Source organism: Fimbriimonadaceae bacterium (assembly GCA_019638775.1).
Classification (GTDB): Bacteria; Armatimonadota; Fimbriimonadia; order Fimbriimonadales; family Fimbriimonadaceae; genus JAHBTD01.
The window spans coordinates 14,877-32,501 of the sequence record JAHBTD010000009.1; the positions used below are offsets into that span (position 1 = coordinate 14,877).

The following is a 17,625-nucleotide window of genomic DNA, read 5'->3' on the forward strand; positions in this document are numbered from 1 at the left end:
GACTGTAAGCTGCCTCACAGCAATCGCGCCGGCTGCGCGATACGATTCACCGCAATAATTCGGCATTCGCGTGGGCACATGGGAAGCCGCCGCATGGTCCACAGGCCGGAGAAAGGGGTTGCACGCATGATCGAGTGCTGAGTCTGTCGATGTAGATCAATATCCAATAACCGAAGACGTTCCCGATGGTATTGCAGTCCACAAAGGAGATTCATATGAACGCTCAGATGAAAAAACACGCGATGGTTCATTCTGCACTGTTGGTGGCCCTGAGTGTTGCCGGTGCCCAAGTGGCAAACGCCGCCCCCAAGATGGCCGAAATGCCCAGCGGCTGGGAAGCCTGCGGCGGGGTCGCGAAAGCCGGCATGAACGATTGCGCGGTCAAGACCAGTCTCCATTCCTGTGTCGGGATGTCCAAGACCGACAATGAAGCCGATTCGTATGTGTTTTTGCCGAAAGGTCTCTGCACCAAGATCGCCAAGGGAACGGTGTTGGCCATCACGAAAGATGACTTGGCCAAGATGAAAGAGATGATGATGAAGAAGATGTAGGACGGACGCCGATGTCTGGTTCGCCTTCCGCCCCGATCCCGGCTCAGGCCGGGATCGGGCTACGGTCCCATCATTTTCGCGAGATTCTGGAAGCCCCGCCGCCGGTGGCCTGGATGGAAACCCATCCGGAGAATTATTTCGGCGAAGGCGGCGCGCCGCTCCGCATCCTTGAGCGGATCAGATCTCTGTACCCCTTGAGTTTTCACGGGGTCGGCCTGTCGCTGGGCTCCATCGATCAGCTCGACCGTGACCATCTCCGAAAGCTCAAGAGCCTCATCGATCGCTTCGACCCGGCGTTTGTGTCGGAGCATCTGTCCTGGAGCTCCGTCGGCGGTCGTTTCCTCAATGAGTTGTTGCCGCTTCCCTACACGGAGGAAAGCCTGGAGCACATTTGCGCCAGGATCGACGACGTGCAGACCGTCTTGCAGCGGCCGCTCCTGATCGAAAATGTCACTCGGTACCTAACATGGGGCGGCTCCACGATCCCGGAAGGGGCGTTTATGGCTGAGGCGGTCCGACGGACCGGATGCGGAATTCTGTTGGATCTGAACAACGTGTATGTGAATGCCGTCAATTTTCACCTCGACCCATTCGAGTTTCTGGACGAGATTCCGTCCGAGGCGGTTGGGGAAATCCATCTGGCCGGGTTCGATCGCTTCGGGAGATGGGTCATCGACACCCATGGTGAGGCGGTTTCTCAGGAAGTCTGGGGCCTGTATCGGTGGGCGATCCATCGTTTCGGGTCACGGCCGACGCTGATTGAATGGGATACCAATATGCCGCCGCTGTCCGTCCTGGTCGATCAGGCGAAGCAGGCGGACGCGATTTTAGGAGGGTGTTGTGTGGCGACTCCGTGAGATGCAGGAAGCCTTTGCCGAGGGGATGACGGCGGGGAACCATCAGGCGGTAGCAGACGCCCTCGCGTCCGACGGCTCGCCCCTGCGCAGCGTCGCGCTCTATCGCCGCCTGATTCGTACCAACTACACCCAGGTGTTGCGCGTCACCTATCCGCTGCTCGCCAAGCTGGTTGGGGAACGATTCTTTGCCGTGTGTGCGCGCGGATACCACGCGCGGTATCCATCGACCAGCGGCGATCTGTTCGCATACGGACGAGCCTTCCCGCAGTGGCTGCTCGAATTGGACGGGCCTCGTCTGCTGGTTCAACTGGCTCGATTGGAGTGGGCGTGCCATGAAGTGCACCAGGCGGACGACGCGCGCGGTCCCGTCGCGGAGCGATCCGAGGTCGAGGCGTGGGCCGATCCGTCATCCGTGCGGTTCCGTATGAATCCGGCGGCGCGGCTGCTTGCGTGTGCCGTGCCGATCTATCATGTGTGGCATGCGCTCCAGGTCGAGATTGCCGGGGGCGGGTGCGACGAGGGCGCCGAGCCGTCGCCGGTTCCGGAGGAAACGGGCCTGCTCGTAGCTCGGGCCGCTGGAACCATTCAGGTGACCGGTCTCTCCCCAGAACAGTTTCTCCTGTTGCACGCTATGCGTGACGGGAAGACCGTGGCCCAGGTCGAGCGCATGGCCGCCGAGCTGATCCCCGCCGACCAAGGAGCATCTCTGTTGGCCATGCTCCTGGACGAACCCACGCGCTCGGCCTTCTCTCTTGAGGTGACCCCATGACACAGACGACAGGATCGTTGGCGATCGCATTCGATCGGGCGAGTCAGGTCTACGGACGAATCGTCGGTATCCTGGAGGCGTTGTTGCCGCTTTTCGACCTGTCCGTGCGTCTGTATTTAGCGCACATCTTCTGGAAAGGCGGTATGGTCAAACTCTCCAGTTGGATGTCGACCGTCATGCTGTTTACAATGGTCTACGATGTGCCGGTGCTTCCGCCGGAAATTGCGGCCTACTTGGCGACGACCGTCGAATTGGGTGGATCGTTTCTCCTGGCGATCGGGCTGGCCGGTCGTTGGGCAGCGCTCTCGCTCTTCGGGCTCAACATCGTGGCGGTGCTCTCCTACGGGCAACTGTCGGAAGCCGCGATCCAGGAGGCGTTCTATTGGGGGATTCTCTTTCTGTATTTCGTTCTGCATGGGCCTGGTCTGATCTCCGTGGATGCCTTGTTGCGGCGGCTCATCCGACGGAAGCAGGAATCGGGCACTGTCGACTCGGCCTCGACGACGACGCGGGCGTTTCACGGCGCCTGATAGGGAGGCAGGGTATGAACGATGTATGTCGGCGGTGTAGCGCTGTCTCTCGACAGGGGGCGTATGCGTGTGCCCGATGAAGAGACGCCGGTCTCCTCGGACGAGGAACCCCCCGATGGCTGGTACGTCGATCGCCGCGCCTGGCTGATCGGCGCCGCTTCGGTGCTTGGCGCAACGGCGGCAGAGCTGCTGTCACCCGCTCTTCCGACTGCCGGCGAATCGGCGCCTGAAGATCCCACTCGCGTACCCGGCGCGGCGCCGAGTGCCTACGGAGTGCGTTCCCGCTTCGAGCGAGCGCAACGGGTGACGACGGCGACGCATTCGCTCACACCCTACCAATTGTTGCACGGCATCGTTACCCCCAGTTCGCTGCACTTCGAGCGCCACCATAACGGCGTACCGGCGATCGATCCACATCGTCATCGGTTGTTGGTCCATGGATTGGTGGATCGGCCTCTGATGTTGTCCATGGACGAGCTGACAAGGTTTCCCTCCCTCACGCGCACGCTGTGCATCGAATGTTCCGGCAATACGGGCAAAGAATGGAAAGATCCGGTTGGAAGGACCGTCCAGGAGACGCATGGGCTCATGAGCACGAGCGAATGGACGGGCGTGCCGCTCGCGACGGTCTTGGCGGAGTGCGGCATCAGACCGGATGCGATGTGGGTGCTGGCCGAGGGCGGCGATGCCGCGGCCATGACACGGAGCTTGCCGCTCAAGGAGGTGTTGAACGAGGCGGTGCTCTGTTACGCGCACAACGGCGAGGCGCTCAGGCCGGAGCAAGGTTATCCCTTGCGACTGGTGATTCCCGGCTGGGAGGGCAACACCTGCATCAAATGGCTGCGGCGGCTCAAGCTCGGCGCGGCGCCGTTCATGACACGTGAAGAAACAGCCCGCTATACCGACTTGATGCCGGACGGAAAAGCCAGGCAGTTCACGTTTGTGATGGAGGCCAAGTCGGTGATCACGAGTCCGTCAGGCGGACAACGCATCGAGCCGGGTTTCGTCGAGATTCGTGGGTTGGCTTGGAGTGGGCGCGGCAAGATCACCACGGTCGAGGTGAGCATGGACGGTGGTCGCATGTGGAAGCAGGCACAGCTTCAGGAGCCGGTGCTGTCGAAGTGCCACACTCGCTTTCGGTTCGGCTGGCGGTGGAAGGGTGAGGAGGTGCTGCTCCAGAGCCGCTGCGCCGACGAGACCGGATACGTTCAACCGACCAGGGCCGCGCTCGTCGCCGCGCGCGGTGTGCACTCGTCGTACCACTACAACGCCATACAGACGTGGAAGATCGCTCGGGACGGGCTGGTGACGAATGTACACCTATAACGCCGCATTGGTCGTCGTGGGCATCGCGCTGTCCGGCAGTGGGGTCGGCCTGGCCGAGGAGTCGATCGGGTATGGGGTTGGAAGATCGGCGACGGTGGCCGAGGTCCACGCTTGGGACATCGATATCACTCCGACCGGTGCGGGGTTGCCGCCTGGCCGGGGAACCGTGATACAGGGCGCAACAGTCTATGCCGCCAAGTGCGCGTCCTGCCATGGCTCGACCGGGATCGAAGGGCCGCAGAATCGTTTAGTCGGCGGGCATGGCTCACTCGCCACAGACCAGCCGGTCAAGACCATCGGCAGTTTCTGGCCCTACGCGACCACGCTGTACGACTACATTCGTCGCGCCATGCCGTGGAACGCGCCGCAATCGTTGACGCCGGACGAGGTCTATGCGGTCGTCGCCTGGCTGCTCCATCAAAACGGCATCGTCCCCACGGATGCGGTGATGGATGCCGGGACCCTTCCCGCCGTTCGGATGCCCAATCGCGAGGGATTTGTCGCCGATCCGCGGCCGGATGTCGGGTCGCACGAATGATCGGGCTGTCCACCCGCCGCTATCTGGATGAGGAGTCCTGCTTCTTGAACAGGATGTCTCCGTAATTTCGTCTCTTGGGGGCGGGTTTTGCAATCTCACATTGCTCTGTGAGATTCAGGCGGTTTGGCCCGTATGGTCGCGCAATAAGGATCTTGAGCTGTGCCAGCTCAATGGCGCCAATACCCAAGCGACCCTGCTCTTCTTTCCTGGAGCACGCTCCCATATCTCTTCTCGCATCTTGACACGCATCTTGACGTATATGGTTATCGTATACTACCGTAGAAGCCGATGGAGCAGTTTGCAAACCTGGAAAGTTTCGAGTGGGACAAGGGCAATCTCACCAAGAACTGGGAGAAACACCGCGTCACTCCGTGGGAATGCGAGCAAATATTTTTCAACATCCCATTGGTCGTCGCGGATGATGCCGCTCACTCCTCAGGGGAGCCTCGATACTACGTCCTCGGGCACACCGATGCAGGTCGGCGACTCTTCCTGGTGTTTACCGTGCGTAAGCGGCAGATTCGCGTCATTTCCGCGAGAGACATGAGTCCGAAGGAACGGAGGGCCTACCGTGAAGAAACTCAAAAAAAGACCGACGTTCGAGAGTGAGAACCACGAAGCGGCGTTTTGGGCGTCGCACGATTCCACGGACTACATCGACTACTCCAAGAGCCAGCGCGTGCTGTTCCCGCGCCTCAAGCCATCGACGGAGACTATTTCGCTTCGCCTGCCTAAGTCACTCCTAGAGCAACTGAAGACGCTCGCTAACAAGCGTGACGTACCCTACCAAACCCTACTCAAGCTGTTCGTACTCGAGCGTGTGGAGTTGGAACTTCACCGAAAGACCGCGAAGGCCTCCTAGCATTCACGATGCACCCGGCATCGCAACCATGAGCGGGGTGAAGGTCGTCTTCGGCAGGTCAGTGACGTAGAGGCGGCGGCCTGGACCATCACCTCCGCATCGAATTCGCCGGGCGTGTCTGGATCACGGCGAGGGCGCCCTCGATCCCGAGCGTACCCTCGCCAACGATGTTCCCGAGTTCGCCGAGTCGGCTTTCGGCCTCGCCACTGTTCGGCGATTGATGCGCCAGAGAGGTCAAATCTTGTCTTGTCCGGAACCGCAGCAACGCCAAGAGGGACTGGAGGGCAACCCGACGGGATAGCTCTCACGGGCGCTTCTTGAACAGGATGTCTCCGTAATAGGCCTCCGCCGACTCGCCGGTATTGTCGGTATCGGTCATGATGGCCACGCCGGAAATCGGCGGTGGCTCTTCGCCGAACGCTCGCTTATAGTCTTCATAGACATTGCGTTCTTCCGTGACCCAGGTATTGAGCTTGGTCGTCCCGCTTTCTACGACGATCATGGAGACCTGATCCGTAAAAGGGTTGGGAACGGTCGTGCCGATCGGTGCGCGGCTCTCCCAGATATAGTTGATGGCGCCGAGCGGGGGGTAGCGGCCATAAATCAACTTGGCCGTCTCGTATTTCGCCTTGCCGAAGAGTCCGACTTTCGCGCTGTCGTATTCAAAGGTGACATAGATCCGGGCGGGATAATCGTCGCCCGCCTTTTTGGCGACATCGCCCGCCTTGAGCACGTTGGAGACTTTCCACTGCCATCGAATGATCGGATAGTCCTTGGGGTCGATGCGAATTTCTCGCGTCATGCCTGAGGAGGAGGCCTGGCTGGACGCTTTGACGACGACCTGTTCCCCTTCCTTCACAAGACCGTAGGTGGTGTGCTGCGGGATCTTGGGGAACGTGAGCGGCTTCCAGCCGTCGGGCCAGGGGCCTCCTGGCGCGGCGGCCGAGAAGGCGCCGATCGTCTGGGTGTCCGGCGAGTTGGCGTCCAGTCGGTCCGGATCTCCCAGAATCATTCCGACCAACAGGAACGACGAGAGGCCGACGATCAGGGAAGACGTTGCTGGTGGCATCGCCTGTGTCCTTTGAAATCCACGAGGTGCATAAGTTCTCCTGTTCCCGGGCAGGGCAACCCTACCGCCGCATCCATGCAAACAACTTGATCAAGAACTCTCTGGTCCTCTGCGTGAAGTGGGCTTTTCGCCAGAGATTGATCACCTTTTTGTTGACTTCGGCCTGTGTCGGATAGGGATGGATGGTACCCGCGATCGCCTTGGCCCCTGCTCCCGTTTTCATCGCGACCGAGAACTCGCTGATCATCTCCCCGGCATGGGCCGCCACGATGGTCGCCCCCAGAATCTTGTCGGTTCCCTTTTGAATGTGGACCCGAGCAAAGCCTTCGTCCTCTCCGTCCAGAATCGCTCGATCGACCTCGTCCAACGTGTACGTGTAGGTTTCCACTTCAATGCCCTTCTCCTGAGCCTCCTTCTCATACATGCCGACATGCGCCACTTCCGGTTCGGTGAAGGTACACCAGGGCATGACCAAAGAATCGACACTGGCGTAGCCCAGACCGAAGGGATGCGGGAACAAGGCATTCTGGATGACGATTTGTGCCATGGCATCGGCGGCATGCGTAAACTTATAGCGCGAGCAGACATCGCCTGCTGCATAGATCGAGGGGTTGGTGGTCTGCAGTCTGGCGTTCACCGTGATTCCGTGTTTGTCGTATTCGACACCGGCCGTCTCCAATCCGATCCCGTCCACATTCGGCGTCCGCCCGGTACCGACAAGAATATCGTCGACGGTCACATCGTAGTGCCGGCCATGCGAATCGACGATCAACCGTTTCCCGCCGTCGGACTTCTCCACCCTGAGATCCTTTCCGCAGCAGAGCAGGGTCACGCCGTCGCGGATCATCTGTTGCTCGACGATCTCGGCCGCGTCGCGGTCCTCGTTCGGCATGATGCCGTGCATGGCTTCGATGAGGGAGACCTGACTGCCGAAGCGGGCGAACGATTGTGCCAGTTCACAGCCGATGGGGCCGGCGCCGATCACCCCGAGACGTCGAGGCAGCTCCGTCAATGAAAACACGGTTTCGTTGGTGAGATACCCGGTCTCCTGCAGTCCCGGAATCGGAGGTGCCGATGCCCGGGCACCGGTGCAGACGGCGGCTTTCACGAACGTCAGGGTGCGATGGCCCGACGGTCCTTCCACCTGGACGGTCGTGGGTCCGGTGAATCGCCCGCTGCCGATATAGACGTCGACGCCCAGTTTGGCGTAGCGCTGAACGGAGTCGTTCCGGCTGATGCGCGCCCGCAGTTTTCGCATGCGCGCCATGACGGCGCCGAAGTCATAGGTCACGCCGGGCGGCACATGGAGGCCAAAGTCCGTGGCCCGCCGGAGATCGGCCCAGGCTCTGGCTGCCCGGATCACGCCCTTCGACGGGACGCAGCCGACATTGAGACAGTCGCCGCCCATCAGATGCTGTTCAATCAATGCCACCTTGGCTCCCAGGCTTGCGGCCACGACTGCGGTGATCAATCCGGCCGTCCCCGCTCCGATGACGACGATGTTGTAGCGCCCTGTCGGTTCGGGATTCACCCAATCGGACGGATGCACATTCGCGACCAGTTGCTGGTTGTACTCGTCGTGCGGAAGCATGAGAGGCTGCTGGTGCTCAGTCTTTCCGGCAATGCGTGGAGGCGGCTCTGTCGTCATAACGTGGCATCCTTCGGTGTAGGGAGGGAAACGATATACGAGTCCTCATGCCGAGGCGGTGGTGTACTTCTTATACACCACCGGCACGAGGGCGAGAAGCCCCAGAAAGACAAAGGCTCCGATCACATTTGGCGAGGCGATGTCTGTCAGCGAGTGTATGGTGCCCAATTGGCGTCCTGCATAGGCGTAGACGAACGAACCGGGAACGATGCCGAGCGCCGTGGCCCCGATATACGTGCCGGCGCTCACGCGGGTCAGTCCGGATACGAGGTTGACCACGAAGAACGGAAACAGGGGAATCAAGCGAAGGGTCAAGAGATAGCTGAACGCATTCTTGGTAAAGCCTTCTTGCAGGGGCTTCAGCGCCTTTCCGAATTTCTGCTCCACCGTATCCTGCAACACATACCGGGCGGTCAAAAACGCCAGGGTTGCGCCGGTCGTCGCCCCGACATTCACGAACAGGGTGCCCAGGACGGCTCCGAAGAGGAACCCGCCGGCGAGCGTGAGAATGACCGCGCCCGGAAGCGACAGGCCGGTGACGATCGTATACGCGGCGATAAAGAGGCCGACCGTGGCGACATAATTCGTATCCGCGAAGGCCTGGAGCTTGTCTCGATGGTTCTGTAGGGCGCTCAACGAAAGGAATTGCCCCAGATCGAAATACACGAAACCTGCGATGGCCAGCCCGATGACGAGGGCGATGAGTATCTTGCCTGAAACCGGCGCCTTCGTCGAGGTGCCGGTCGATGTGCCCGGATGACACGGGAGAATCTCATCTTGTGCGTTATCCTGGTGTCTGTCTGTGCAGGGCGTTTCCATAGACGGGATTCCCTTCGTGTGACTCAGCGATGCCGATACCGGGGTCTGTGGCCCATCAGGCTCTCCGGAACAATCACGCTGTCTGAAAGATGCGTGTCTCACCATGGCTTCACGATACCCTGCTTCTTGTTCTGATTCTGTGAGCCAATTCACAATCGGCAGAATGGGAACAACTCCGCCAGCGGCGGACTCGGCACCCGAGATGCGTGGCTCGTCGGGAGGCGCAACCGAGCCGTAGCCGAACGACGCAGGAGGAGGACGGCCCTATTGCGTATCCTGCAGACCGGGGCGCCGGGCACGTGCATCCGGTCTACAGCCGCAAGAGGCGATCGCGCATATCCCGGCGGAAGGTGTCGCCGGTCGCCCCGCCGAGCTTACGAATGTCCGTCAACATTCGGGATGACGAGCGTGAGGTGATTCAACAGCGCATGCCGCTCGTAACTGAGCAGATACAGATGCAGCAAGGTGGGATCGTCGGCATCCCAATGGAGTACGGGGCCATCGACGCCGACGGCATGGTGGTCGATCCATCGGTTGTGCGCGTCGAGGTGAAATCCATACCACGTGCGCTGAATCGGCGGCGACGCCACGACGTGCTCGTATGATTCGAAGAAGCCGGGGTTGCCGATGCCGAGAGGCGCCTGCCAGCCGCGATCGTATTCGCTCGGATCAATCCTTGGTAGCATGGCAAGATCGAGCCCGCCGATGATGAGACGCGTGGCCTCCTGCGTTCGGTTGCTGCGGAAGGCCAACTCAATCTCACCCAGCGGTTTCGACGTGGGTGGAGTCCTGACCAGCCGAAACGTGGCACCGGTCAGTTCGGCCAGATAGTGAAGCTGCGTCTCTCGCGGGTGAGCCCAGGAATACCGGCCCGGCGGGATAAAGCTCACGAAGCGGACCGGCTGCCTGTACCAGTCGCGATAAGTCGTTGCGACGGGCGTCAGGATATTCCGGCGCTTGCGAGCCTGCTCCCCCCGCGCCGCGACGGACTCGTTCCAGTGCGCCGTCGCGACGACCGGCCATGCCTGCTCCACGGTTCGCAGTCGGTCGACGCGGATGGCTGTTCCTGCCGGATCGACCCAATGTTCCAGCGACCACCAGTAGGACCAATAGGACAGGCCGTTGACCTGCTCGAACAGCTGTTTGTAGAGCCCGAGCGGGAAGGTGAACCACAGGTGCTCATAGACCCGCTCTTCCCCCTCCTCCTCCGTGAACAACAGCAGTTCCCACAGTCCGGCGTTCAGGCAATTGCGCGCGAGATCGATGCGGCTCAATGCCCGTTGTTCGAGCCCGTCGCCTCCCTCGCGCACCTGCACCTGAGAAGCGGTTCGGGGAAACCGAACCTGTTGCCGGTTCCATTCACGGTCGATGAGTCCCACCTTCGTGAGATCCGGATCAGCTTTGATCCAAGGAGGGACCGCTGCGACGAAATGGGCGAGATCCACCTCGGTCAGTTCGATCGCGGCTGCGTTGGCCGTCGCAGGCTCCAGAAGGAAACGAAACCTGGTGTCTCCGACGGACTCAATAATCAGTTGCCGGTGTGGATAGGTGCCGAACAAGGAGCTCTTTGTCTCGGGATTTTCCGGATACTCCTCAGATGTAAAGGCGTTCACTGCGACGACTTGCCGGGGCTGATCATCATAGCGAAGGACAAACCAGATGAGACCGGCCACAAGGAGGAGAACCAGGACAAGAAGCAGGGTGAAGCGAGCGCGAACGGTCACGAGGTTCGTCCTCAAAGCGGACACGCCGGTACCATACGCTGCCATCGAGCCCGTCTCAAGGGGGAGGCAGGATTGTGAGCTGCCTTACAGTTCCGTGGATGGAACGTGGGTATATGTTCACAGGGTGCGGTAGTCCGGATTGCGGATCACCGATCGTGCCGGACGGCGTATCAGGGACGTGAAGATAGCCCCTTTCCTGAAGCGATGGGTCCCGGGTTCGAACTGGCTATCGATCGGGAAGATCGGGCTTGCATCGATGGCGTCGGTCACGTAGGGTAGGGGCCGCTTTCGCGGAGTCTCAAGCATGGACAGTCCACCCACTCCTCAGAACAAACTCTGGTACCTCAAGCACATTCGATTGTTCGACGGGATTTCTCCATCGGAAATGCAGGAGATGGAGAAGATTACCAGGATGGAAGAGGTCAAGAAGCGACAACCGTTCTACCTTCCCGGCGATCCAAGCTCCAACGTGTATCTCCTCAAACGAGGGCGCGTCAAACTGGCCAACACCGCCGCAAGCGGCAAGGAAGTGACGTTCGACATCCTGGAGCCTGGAGAGGTCTTTGGAGAGTTAGAGGTCTTGGAAGGTTTGCCTCGTGAAACCGCCGCCGAAGCGTTGGATGATGCCATGATTTGCGTCATTCGCCGCGAAGACTTCGATCGGTACCTGGCCATGCATCCGAAGATCACCGTGAAGCTGACGAAACTGATCGGCTTGCGGTTGAGGCGCATTCAAAGCCGTATCGAGGACTTGGTCTTCCGGGATGTCCCGGCGCGATTGGCCCATTTGCTGCTCGAACTCAGCAAAAGCGACGGCGCGCAAGAGCCGCGTGGGATTCGGATCAAGGCGAAATTGACGCATCAGGAAATGGCCAACCTCATCGGCTGTAGCCGGGAGACGGTGAGTGCCACGCTGGGACAGTTCCGCGATGAAGGGCTTCTTCAACTCGACGGCCGCACCCTGACGATTCTAGACCCCAAAGGGTTGTCCAGACTGCTTGGTTGAAGGGGTTTCCCTCGGGCGCCTCTCCGCCAAGAAGCTCTGAGTTCCTCGAACTACACCAGCCGCTGCCGGAATGCTTCCTCAGCCTGCGTATCATTCTCGTATCGCCTTCGCCCGCTTCTGCAGATACGCGTTGCGGACGGCTGCGTACAGGTCCAGCGTCGCTTCCTCCACCCCTTGAAACGTTTCCAGATTGAGTGCCCGGTCGTTGGTGATTTCTCCGACACGTCTGCCCAGCTGGATCACGGAGGTCGTTGTCCGATTTTTATGAGCGATGACTGAGGGCACCCCCTGGATCTCGATGAGCGGGAGGACGAGCCAGTTAATGGGGTCGAGCACGATGTCCGCAAGGTATCCAACCCCGTCGCGGAGCGTGAGAGGCGGCAGAAGCGGAAGGATAAGGTACGGGCCCGCTGGGACACCATAATAACCGAGCGTCTGTCCGGTATCTTCTTCCGGGGTTCGCAGATTCAACTGGGTGGCGATATCGAGGAAGCCGCCGATGCCGAGCGTCGAGTTCACGAGAAATCGTCCCATCTCCTTGCCGGCCCCGGCGACTTTCCCCTGAAAGACATTGTTCACGAAGCGAGGCACGACACGAAGATTATAGAAGAAGTTGCTGAATCCGATTTGGACCCTATCGGGCACGAGAAAGTTGTAGCCTTGGGCGACCGGTTTCAACACGAAGCGATCCGCCTGGCGGTTGAACTCGAACATCGTGCTGTTGAAGGATTCCCACGGGTCGTGCTCGCCGCCTAACGGCTCATCCGATTCGGCAAAGGGATCGAAGACCTCATCGCGATTCGACGCGGGCTGCGCCGAGGAGCCCGCGTCGTCAATCGGAGCCGGCCGCGACTCCGAAACGGCGGACCGATTCGCTGGGGTACTGGGGTGAAGAGTCTCAGGAGTCGTGCTGCAGCCGGTGATCCCCAGGCTGATCGCTACGACAAGGGGGAGCTTACAGCGTGCGATCAGCCACCCACCACTACGATGCCCGATCCTCATTGTGTGGATCGTCCTTCGACCCGTTCACGCACCTGCCGTTCCGCCTCGACCCAATGTTCGAGATCGTGGCCGTGCTCATAGCCACACCGGCAGTAGAGCGCATACGCCAACGTCTGAATTTCCTCCTGCAACCGAGCCTGATTCGGTTGTACGGGGTGCACCGCTTCAGATTGTTTCCGGGTGTGTGCCATGGTCTGACCTCCCGTCATGAATGGTGATCCCATCGGCTGGGACAGAATCTGTACGATTGTGCCTCAGGCTATCACGTGGGCCCGTATCACTCTGTCAGCTGGTTCACACTTTGAGGTGTGGTGGTGTGACAAACGGGAAACGGGGTCGGTCGGCGACGACGGGTCGGCACGGGAGGCTGCTGGCCAGGGGCGCAGTGTGGTGTGGGGGGGAGCGACCGTGTCAGCTCAACGGACCGCCGCAGGAATCGCACCGTGAGACGAGGCGTTCAACTGCAACCGCAGGCTGAAGAGACGGAACCGGCACAGGAGCCTCCGCCGGCATCTCGCCGCGTAACAGACGAACCCACCGTGCGGTCGGATAGCGGAGCACCAGTTTGGGAATGAGCAGCATCACGCCTACCATCGCCAGACCGGACAGGATCAGCAGCCATGCGCCCGATACCACCTGGCTGCCCGCATAAGTCAGCGCCAAAGTCGGCGGAATCATTCCGAAGAATGTCACGAGGGCAAAGACCTTGACCGACATGTTGGTCAGACCGGCGCCGTAGCTGATCACGTCGAATGAAAAGAGAGGAAGCAGGCGAGCCAGGAACACGAAAATTGCCAAATGGCGATCCGAGCAACGTTCACAGAAGGCGATGTTGGTGCGTAAGAGCCGGGTCAACACTTCCCGGCCCAGCGCCCGGCCGATGAGGAAACTCGCGATCGCTCCGATTTCTGCGCCGATCACAGCATAGGCCGTTCCCAGCATCGGACCGAAGGTGGCGCCGGCCGCGATGTCCAGCGGTAAACTTGGAATCGGGCTGATGACCACGGCGGCGGCCATCAGGGCGATAAAGACCAGCGGTCCGAACGAGCCGGCCTCCCTTAGCCAGCCCGCAATCAGGTTCGGCTGGAGGAGTTCTTCGAGATCGAGCCGGAAGACCATGATCAAGGCGGCAAAGGCCAGGACGGCAAGGGCTCCGAGCTTTATCCAGAACGTGTTGATGTTCATGTCCTTGCGCCTGTGCTCTCAGAAGACTTCGGGTGTCATGAATGATAGGCCGATATATGGCAGCACTCCATTGATTCCGGTATTTCTGTCGCCGAGATTCGAGTTGGAAATGTGATGGAGTCGGACACCCATCATCCAGGTTATCCGGTCCGTCACAAAATACTGCAGGCCGGGACCGGTCTCCAGTACGAACTCGAACTGGGTGCTTTGTTCGGGAATCCGCGGCGCCAGATTGGTCCAGACGATGCCGGCACCCACGTCCCAGAAAGGCATCCACCGTCCGAACGAGAGAAGATTGTATTTCAGGACGAACGACCCTCCGACCGCCTCGGCGGCAAACGGTTTGGTAAACCGCGCAACCACCGGCTCGATCATCAGTTCGACATTGCCCTGCCACCAGTTTCTCCCCAATGGCTCAGTCACGATCATGCCTGCGCGCGGCATCACGAAGACCGCGCTCCTGTTCGACGACTCCGCGGCCCCGATTGCGGTGGTGCCTTGTGCGTATCCTACGGCCCCGCCGAATTCGAAGGTGCCCTTCCGCATAACCTCGCGAGCGTCAAACGACGATCGGTCCTCCGCCGCCCCGGTTGACGTCCACAGCACAATGCTGAGGCAGGTGGTGATAAGGAGCACGGCCTGCGTAAGGCGGCGCGCCTCGCTCATCGTGGTGTTTCGTTCCTCAACTCTCCCCATGGTGTCTCACACGGTCCTTTCTATCCGCTGGTGGATGAGGACAGGCTATCGCGGGGCAGCGCGAAGATCTGTGACGGTTCTTACAAACGGCGGACAATGTGGGAGGAGGAGAGGGGCGAGACAGAGCGATTCGCCGGGTGATTCGGCGATGGTCGGCGGCAGAGCCGTTCTTGTTGGAGCGACCTCGATCGTCTCGGTGGGACTGCGAGGGGAGCGGCTCAGGTTCGGAACCGGGGCGTGGTGACTGCCGGTCAGCGATCCGGCACGTTGCCCTGTCTGTGCTGTGACGCATCAGGAGTCCTGCAGCCCATGACATGCATCACGGTGGGAAACAGGCGTGCGATGGAGATGGCTTGGGCCAGCTCGATGATGCCTACCTCGCCGTAACGGCGCATGATGGCTTCGCGCCAATGGCCCTCTTCACCGCTGCCTCTCGCGACAGATTCGGCAAAAAAGTAGACTTCCGCCAGCTCCGGCGGCAACGCACAGGGAGATTCGCCGAGCACGGCGTGGAGGAGCGGGGTTCTGAGTCCGGCCTGCTGTGCGAGCTCTATCTCCATCTGCAGGCAGATCCCGCCGTGCTCGTGCCGTGCCGTCACGATGCGCGCCAGGTGATAGGCCTCCGGGGGCAGGGCGCGCCGAAACCTTGCAAGCGGCATGAGCGTGATGAACGTAAAAAAGTGGGCAGGCGAGACACGAAGCATGTGGCGGAGATAGGACAGCGGGCGGCCGTGGTCCTGTTCGATGGCACGCAGGCGCCTCTCACCGAACCAACGCGTCAAGCAGATCATGGGGCGTGCTCCTTCGGATGCGTGTATCTGTGCGTGTCCGGATGAAACGCATACCAGGCAAACCAGAACGCCATGATGGAGGGGAGAGGGGTGCCGTCGGCGTCGATGACGGACGCGCTTCGGGATGTCTGGTTGAACCGCACCGTGATAGCCCGGCCGCCGACGTGATCGCCGATGGGTGCGCCGGCCTTCTTGAGTTCCGACAAAGGGTAGGCTTTGGCGACTCCGTCGATCTCCACTCCGACGATCCATTCCTTGGGATGGTAGCTGGGGTCGAAGTGCGTGGTGTCGAACAGCAGGTCTCGGCGCTCGCCATACCCCAGATACGGGTCGTCCTCGTAGTTGCGGAAAAAGCCGGTCGGTGGAGACAGGACGAGGGTGGCAGGATGGGCGGCGCGCCATTCCGACCACGTCGTATGTTCGAGGAAGAGGGGCGTGAGCGTCTCGCCGGTCGAAGGGCCGGCCACCGCCTGCATGCCGACCTGCGACCAAAGGCTTTCCGTCTGATGGTCGTACATGAGGAGATCGCTTTGATACAACAGGCCGGAGACGCCGAACGTATGTCGCCGCCCCTGAAGCGTGGCATCGAACGCGATGCCGGTTCCGCAGAGGGGGCAGTAGGTGACGGCAATCGGTGTCGTTCCCAGCGAGTCGTTCACGATTTCATGCCAATTCAGAATCTTGATCGGGTAGGCCTTGGCGGCTTGTCCCAGCGTGAGGCCGAGCACGCGATCTCCATCGCGGAGAAACGCCGCCTCCTCGGCTGACACGAAACGCGGCTCAAGGATGGCGGGGATGCCATCCTTGCCCGGCCCTCCGTCGACGATTTGATCGAGCGGCACCTTGTGGCGAGTCAGGTCGAATGCCGTCGTCGGACGTCTTCCGAGTCCAATCCAGGCCGCAAGAATCAAGAGGGTGCCGATTGCAAGCAACACCGTCAGGCGCCGGCGCGGAGACATCGGATGTTCATGAGCCGTGTCGCGGGAGACCCCAGCGGGGAAGAGGTCCGGGTGAAGCGCGCTCATCGGATAAACCAATAGATGCCCATTGCACACGAGAGCAGGGTGATCACGATAATCCTGCCCACGATTCCTGAGGCGTCCTCTCGGTGCGCTGTGCTGGAACGCATAAGGTGGCTGGCTCGCGTCGCCGGATCACTCAGATATTCTTCGCGCAGATGATCGTTCACGAACGTGACGGTGTCCGGCGCAACGGCCGGCACGATGTCGGACAGGTATCGATCGAATACCGTGAACACACGAATGGTCGACAAGATGGCGTCGCAGGTGGCGGGATCGAGCGCGTTCACACGGAATACGCCGGGCATGGCCGCAATGAAATAGGCTCCGGCCTCGTTCGTCGAGATCGCTAAGGCAATCATACGTCTGGTGCTTCGATCCAGACATTCCAGGTTCATCTCGTCTTTGAAGAGCGTCCATGTCGTATCGAGATACGACGGCCGATGGCGCATGCCCTCAAACAATTCGGGTACGAACGAAATGCCGAACGTGCTGGTGATGTTCTGAAAGACGCTCTGAACGGTGGTATCCCGGGTGATGTCAGGATCAGCCGGTGAGGCGTCCTCCTGTTCCGGCGAGGCGTGGGCAGGTCGAACTGTGTGGCGTTGAGCAACAGCCGACCGATTCCTCATCGCTCCCCCCGGTCCCAGGCGCGCAACCGGTCCACCAGCCAGTCCTTCCTCGGGACCCCTGTCGCGAGGACGCGTCCGTCCAGCAAGAAGGCGGGAAAGACGATGACTCCGGAGAGGGCCGGATCGCCCGCTACTGCAGTTCTAACGGTGATGTTCCAATGCGGGAGTTCGTGCCGGATCTCCTCCGCCAGGCGTCGAGCCGAGTGCTCGGACAGGCACCCCCCATGAACGAGAATGTCGAGCCGTGCCATTGGGCCATTCTAAAGGGGGCGCCCACGGCGATCTGTGAGGGGGCTTACAGTTTCCAGACGCCCGGAGAACGTCTCGAACGCGCCTATCAGAAGCAGCGCGAGGATCTTTCCTCGGAGTTGCTGAAGACCATCGAAGAATGTTCCCCGGCGTTCTTCGAGCGTCTGGTCATCGACGTACGCGTAAAGATGGGCGATGGAGGGTCTCGCAAAGAAGCGGGGAGAGCCATCGGTCGCAGTGGTGACGAAGGCGTCGCCCATCCATTCAGCCTATTTGCTGCCTGGACGCGGCGGGGTAACCGTTTGGATCACCCCGCCAGAGTCCGGCGGTACGCGCTGCCGCTACCGGATCC

The 17,625-nt window shown here is 60.6% G+C and carries 21 protein-coding genes; 10 read left to right on the top strand and 11 right to left on the bottom strand.

The features are described from left to right. Window positions 1-215: 215 nt before the first annotated feature. From KF784_16635 to KF784_16670, 8 genes are all read left to right on the top strand, one after another. Window positions 216-551 (top strand): DUF2282 domain-containing protein, encoded by a 336-nt coding sequence (locus KF784_16635; GenBank protein ID MBX3120687.1) that lies wholly within the window; start codon window positions 216-218, stop codon window positions 549-551. Window positions 552-562: 11 nt separating this feature from the next. Further along, entirely contained in the window at window positions 563-1,408 is an 846-nt protein-coding gene (locus tag KF784_16640; protein MBX3120688.1) for a DUF692 domain-containing protein, read from the top strand. A gap of 1 nt (window position 1,409) precedes the next feature. Continuing rightward, on the top strand, window positions 1,410-2,177 hold the full coding sequence (locus KF784_16645) for a putative DNA-binding domain-containing protein (protein MBX3120689.1): 768 nt from the start codon (window positions 1,410-1,412) through the stop codon (window positions 2,175-2,177). Next, on the top strand, window positions 2,174-2,707 hold the full coding sequence (locus tag KF784_16650) for a DoxX family protein (protein ID MBX3120690.1): 534 nt from the start codon (window positions 2,174-2,176) through the stop codon (window positions 2,705-2,707). Before KF784_16645 ends, KF784_16650 begins: the two co-directional genes overlap by 4 nt. A gap of 69 nt (window positions 2,708-2,776) precedes the next feature. Continuing rightward, window positions 2,777-4,033 carry a sulfite dehydrogenase gene (gene soxC / locus KF784_16655; protein ID MBX3120691.1) on the top strand — a complete coding sequence of 419 codons (1,257 nt, stop codon included), beginning with the start codon at window positions 2,777-2,779 and terminating at the stop codon, window positions 4,031-4,033. Next, window positions 4,020-4,571 carry a cytochrome c gene (locus KF784_16660; protein ID MBX3120692.1) on the top strand — a complete coding sequence of 184 codons (552 nt, stop codon included), beginning with the start codon at window positions 4,020-4,022 and terminating at the stop codon, window positions 4,569-4,571. The genes soxC and KF784_16660 overlap by 14 nt, the downstream gene beginning before the upstream one ends. 288 nt (window positions 4,572-4,859) lie before the next feature. Continuing rightward, a complete protein-coding gene (locus KF784_16665) occupies window positions 4,860-5,180 on the top strand; it encodes a BrnT family toxin (protein MBX3120693.1) in 321 nt (106 codons plus the stop codon). Continuing rightward, the gene (locus tag KF784_16670) at window positions 5,143-5,433 is read left to right on the top strand and encodes a BrnA antitoxin family protein (GenBank protein MBX3120694.1); all 291 of its coding nucleotides are present in this window, start codon (window positions 5,143-5,145) and stop codon (window positions 5,431-5,433) included. Before KF784_16665 ends, KF784_16670 begins: the two co-directional genes overlap by 38 nt. Before the next feature lie 304 nt (window positions 5,434-5,737). On the opposite strand, the gene KF784_16675 is transcribed toward KF784_16670, so the two are convergent. The 4 genes from KF784_16675 to KF784_16690 all read right to left on the bottom strand — a co-directional run bounded on the left by KF784_16675 (window position 5,738) and on the right by KF784_16690 (window position 10,738). Further along, window positions 5,738-6,502 carry a DUF3047 domain-containing protein gene (locus tag KF784_16675; GenBank protein ID MBX3120695.1) on the bottom strand — a complete coding sequence of 255 codons (765 nt, stop codon included), beginning with the start codon at window positions 6,500-6,502 and terminating at the stop codon, window positions 5,738-5,740. Between the two features lie 61 nt (window positions 6,503-6,563). Further along, window positions 6,564-8,150, bottom strand: coding sequence for a mercuric reductase (locus tag KF784_16680; protein MBX3120696.1), 1,587 nt, complete (start codon window positions 8,148-8,150; stop codon window positions 6,564-6,566). 45 nt (window positions 8,151-8,195) lie between these two features. Further along, window positions 8,196-8,969, bottom strand: a complete 774-nt coding sequence (locus tag KF784_16685) for a TVP38/TMEM64 family protein (GenBank protein ID MBX3120697.1) — start codon at window positions 8,967-8,969, stop codon at window positions 8,196-8,198. 374 nt (window positions 8,970-9,343) lie between these two features. Beyond that, complete coding sequence (locus tag KF784_16690) at window positions 9,344-10,738, bottom strand: hypothetical protein (protein ID MBX3120698.1); 1,395 nt, start codon at window positions 10,736-10,738, stop codon at window positions 9,344-9,346. Between the two features lie 259 nt (window positions 10,739-10,997). Here KF784_16690 and KF784_16695 point away from each other — a divergent pair, with 259 nt between their 5' ends. Continuing rightward, complete coding sequence (locus KF784_16695; GenBank protein MBX3120699.1) at window positions 10,998-11,699, top strand: Crp/Fnr family transcriptional regulator; 702 nt, start codon at window positions 10,998-11,000, stop codon at window positions 11,697-11,699. A 90-nt stretch (window positions 11,700-11,789) separates the two neighbouring features. Here the strand turns inward: KF784_16695 and KF784_16700 are convergent, their stop codons facing one another. The 7 genes from KF784_16700 to KF784_16730 form a co-directional block, all read right to left on the bottom strand. After that, the gene (locus KF784_16700) at window positions 11,790-12,701 is read right to left on the bottom strand and encodes a VacJ family lipoprotein (protein MBX3120700.1); all 912 of its coding nucleotides are present in this window, start codon (window positions 12,699-12,701) and stop codon (window positions 11,790-11,792) included. Beyond that, a complete protein-coding gene (locus KF784_16705; protein ID MBX3120701.1) occupies window positions 12,698-12,892 on the bottom strand; it encodes a DUF2934 domain-containing protein in 195 nt (64 codons plus the stop codon). The genes KF784_16700 and KF784_16705 overlap by 4 nt, the downstream gene beginning before the upstream one ends. Window positions 12,893-13,112: 220 nt before the next feature. Continuing rightward, on the bottom strand, window positions 13,113-13,886 hold the full coding sequence (locus tag KF784_16710) for a TVP38/TMEM64 family protein (GenBank protein ID MBX3120702.1): 774 nt from the start codon (window positions 13,884-13,886) through the stop codon (window positions 13,113-13,115). An 18-nt stretch (window positions 13,887-13,904) separates the two neighbouring features. Continuing rightward, window positions 13,905-14,582 (bottom strand): acyloxyacyl hydrolase, encoded by a 678-nt coding sequence (locus KF784_16715; GenBank protein MBX3120703.1) that lies wholly within the window; start codon window positions 14,580-14,582, stop codon window positions 13,905-13,907. 251 nt (window positions 14,583-14,833) lie between these two features. Continuing rightward, window positions 14,834-15,373 carry a hypothetical protein gene (locus tag KF784_16720; protein ID MBX3120704.1) on the bottom strand — a complete coding sequence of 180 codons (540 nt, stop codon included), beginning with the start codon at window positions 15,371-15,373 and terminating at the stop codon, window positions 14,834-14,836. Continuing rightward, window positions 15,370-16,332: a DUF3179 domain-containing protein gene (locus tag KF784_16725; GenBank protein MBX3120705.1), complete on the bottom strand. Its 963-nt coding sequence runs from the start codon at window positions 16,330-16,332 to the stop codon at window positions 15,370-15,372. Before KF784_16725 ends, KF784_16720 begins: the two co-directional genes overlap by 4 nt. 62 nt (window positions 16,333-16,394) lie before the next feature. Beyond that, complete coding sequence (locus KF784_16730) at window positions 16,395-17,024, bottom strand: hypothetical protein (GenBank protein MBX3120706.1); 630 nt, start codon at window positions 17,022-17,024, stop codon at window positions 16,395-16,397. Between the two features lie 170 nt (window positions 17,025-17,194). On the opposite strand from KF784_16730, the gene KF784_16735 reads away from it, so the two are divergent. Next, window positions 17,195-17,625: hypothetical protein (locus tag KF784_16735; protein ID MBX3120707.1), on the top strand; the 431-nt coding region annotated here is incomplete at its 3' end.

Excerpts from the sequence above, each read along its gene's own strand:
- KF784_16635 (MBX3120687.1), top strand. The coding sequence starts at position 216 with ATGAACGCTCAGATGAAAAAACACGCGATGGTTCATTCTGCACTGTTG.
- KF784_16640 (MBX3120688.1), top strand. The coding sequence starts at position 563 with ATGTCTGGTTCGCCTTCCGCCCCGATCCCGGCTCAGGCCGGGATCGGG.
- KF784_16645 (MBX3120689.1), top strand. The coding sequence starts at position 1,410 with ATGCAGGAAGCCTTTGCCGAGGGGATGACGGCGGGGAACCATCAGGCG.
- KF784_16650 (MBX3120690.1), top strand. The coding sequence starts at position 2,174 with ATGACACAGACGACAGGATCGTTGGCGATCGCATTCGATCGGGCGAGT.
- KF784_16660 (MBX3120692.1), top strand. The coding sequence starts at position 4,020 with ATGTACACCTATAACGCCGCATTGGTCGTCGTGGGCATCGCGCTGTCC.
- KF784_16665 (MBX3120693.1), top strand. The coding sequence starts at position 4,860 with ATGGAGCAGTTTGCAAACCTGGAAAGTTTCGAGTGGGACAAGGGCAAT.
- KF784_16675 (MBX3120695.1), bottom strand. The coding sequence starts at position 6,502 with ATGCCACCAGCAACGTCTTCCCTGATCGTCGGCCTCTCGTCGTTCCTG.
- KF784_16680 (MBX3120696.1), bottom strand. The coding sequence starts at position 8,150 with ATGACGACAGAGCCGCCTCCACGCATTGCCGGAAAGACTGAGCACCAG.
- KF784_16685 (MBX3120697.1), bottom strand. The coding sequence starts at position 8,969 with ATGGAAACGCCCTGCACAGACAGACACCAGGATAACGCACAAGATGAG.
- KF784_16690 (MBX3120698.1), bottom strand. The coding sequence starts at position 10,738 with ATGGCAGCGTATGGTACCGGCGTGTCCGCTTTGAGGACGAACCTCGTG.
- KF784_16695 (MBX3120699.1), top strand. The coding sequence starts at position 10,998 with ATGGACAGTCCACCCACTCCTCAGAACAAACTCTGGTACCTCAAGCAC.
- KF784_16700 (MBX3120700.1), bottom strand. The coding sequence starts at position 12,701 with ATGAGGATCGGGCATCGTAGTGGTGGGTGGCTGATCGCACGCTGTAAG.
- KF784_16705 (MBX3120701.1), bottom strand. The coding sequence starts at position 12,892 with ATGGCACACACCCGGAAACAATCTGAAGCGGTGCACCCCGTACAACCG.
- KF784_16710 (MBX3120702.1), bottom strand. The coding sequence starts at position 13,886 with ATGAACATCAACACGTTCTGGATAAAGCTCGGAGCCCTTGCCGTCCTG.
- KF784_16715 (MBX3120703.1), bottom strand. The coding sequence starts at position 14,582 with ATGGGGAGAGTTGAGGAACGAAACACCACGATGAGCGAGGCGCGCCGC.
- KF784_16720 (MBX3120704.1), bottom strand. The coding sequence starts at position 15,373 with ATGATCTGCTTGACGCGTTGGTTCGGTGAGAGGCGCCTGCGTGCCATC.
- KF784_16725 (MBX3120705.1), bottom strand. The coding sequence starts at position 16,332 with ATGTCTCCGCGCCGGCGCCTGACGGTGTTGCTTGCAATCGGCACCCTC.
- KF784_16730 (MBX3120706.1), bottom strand. The coding sequence starts at position 17,024 with ATGAGGAATCGGTCGGCTGTTGCTCAACGCCACACAGTTCGACCTGCC.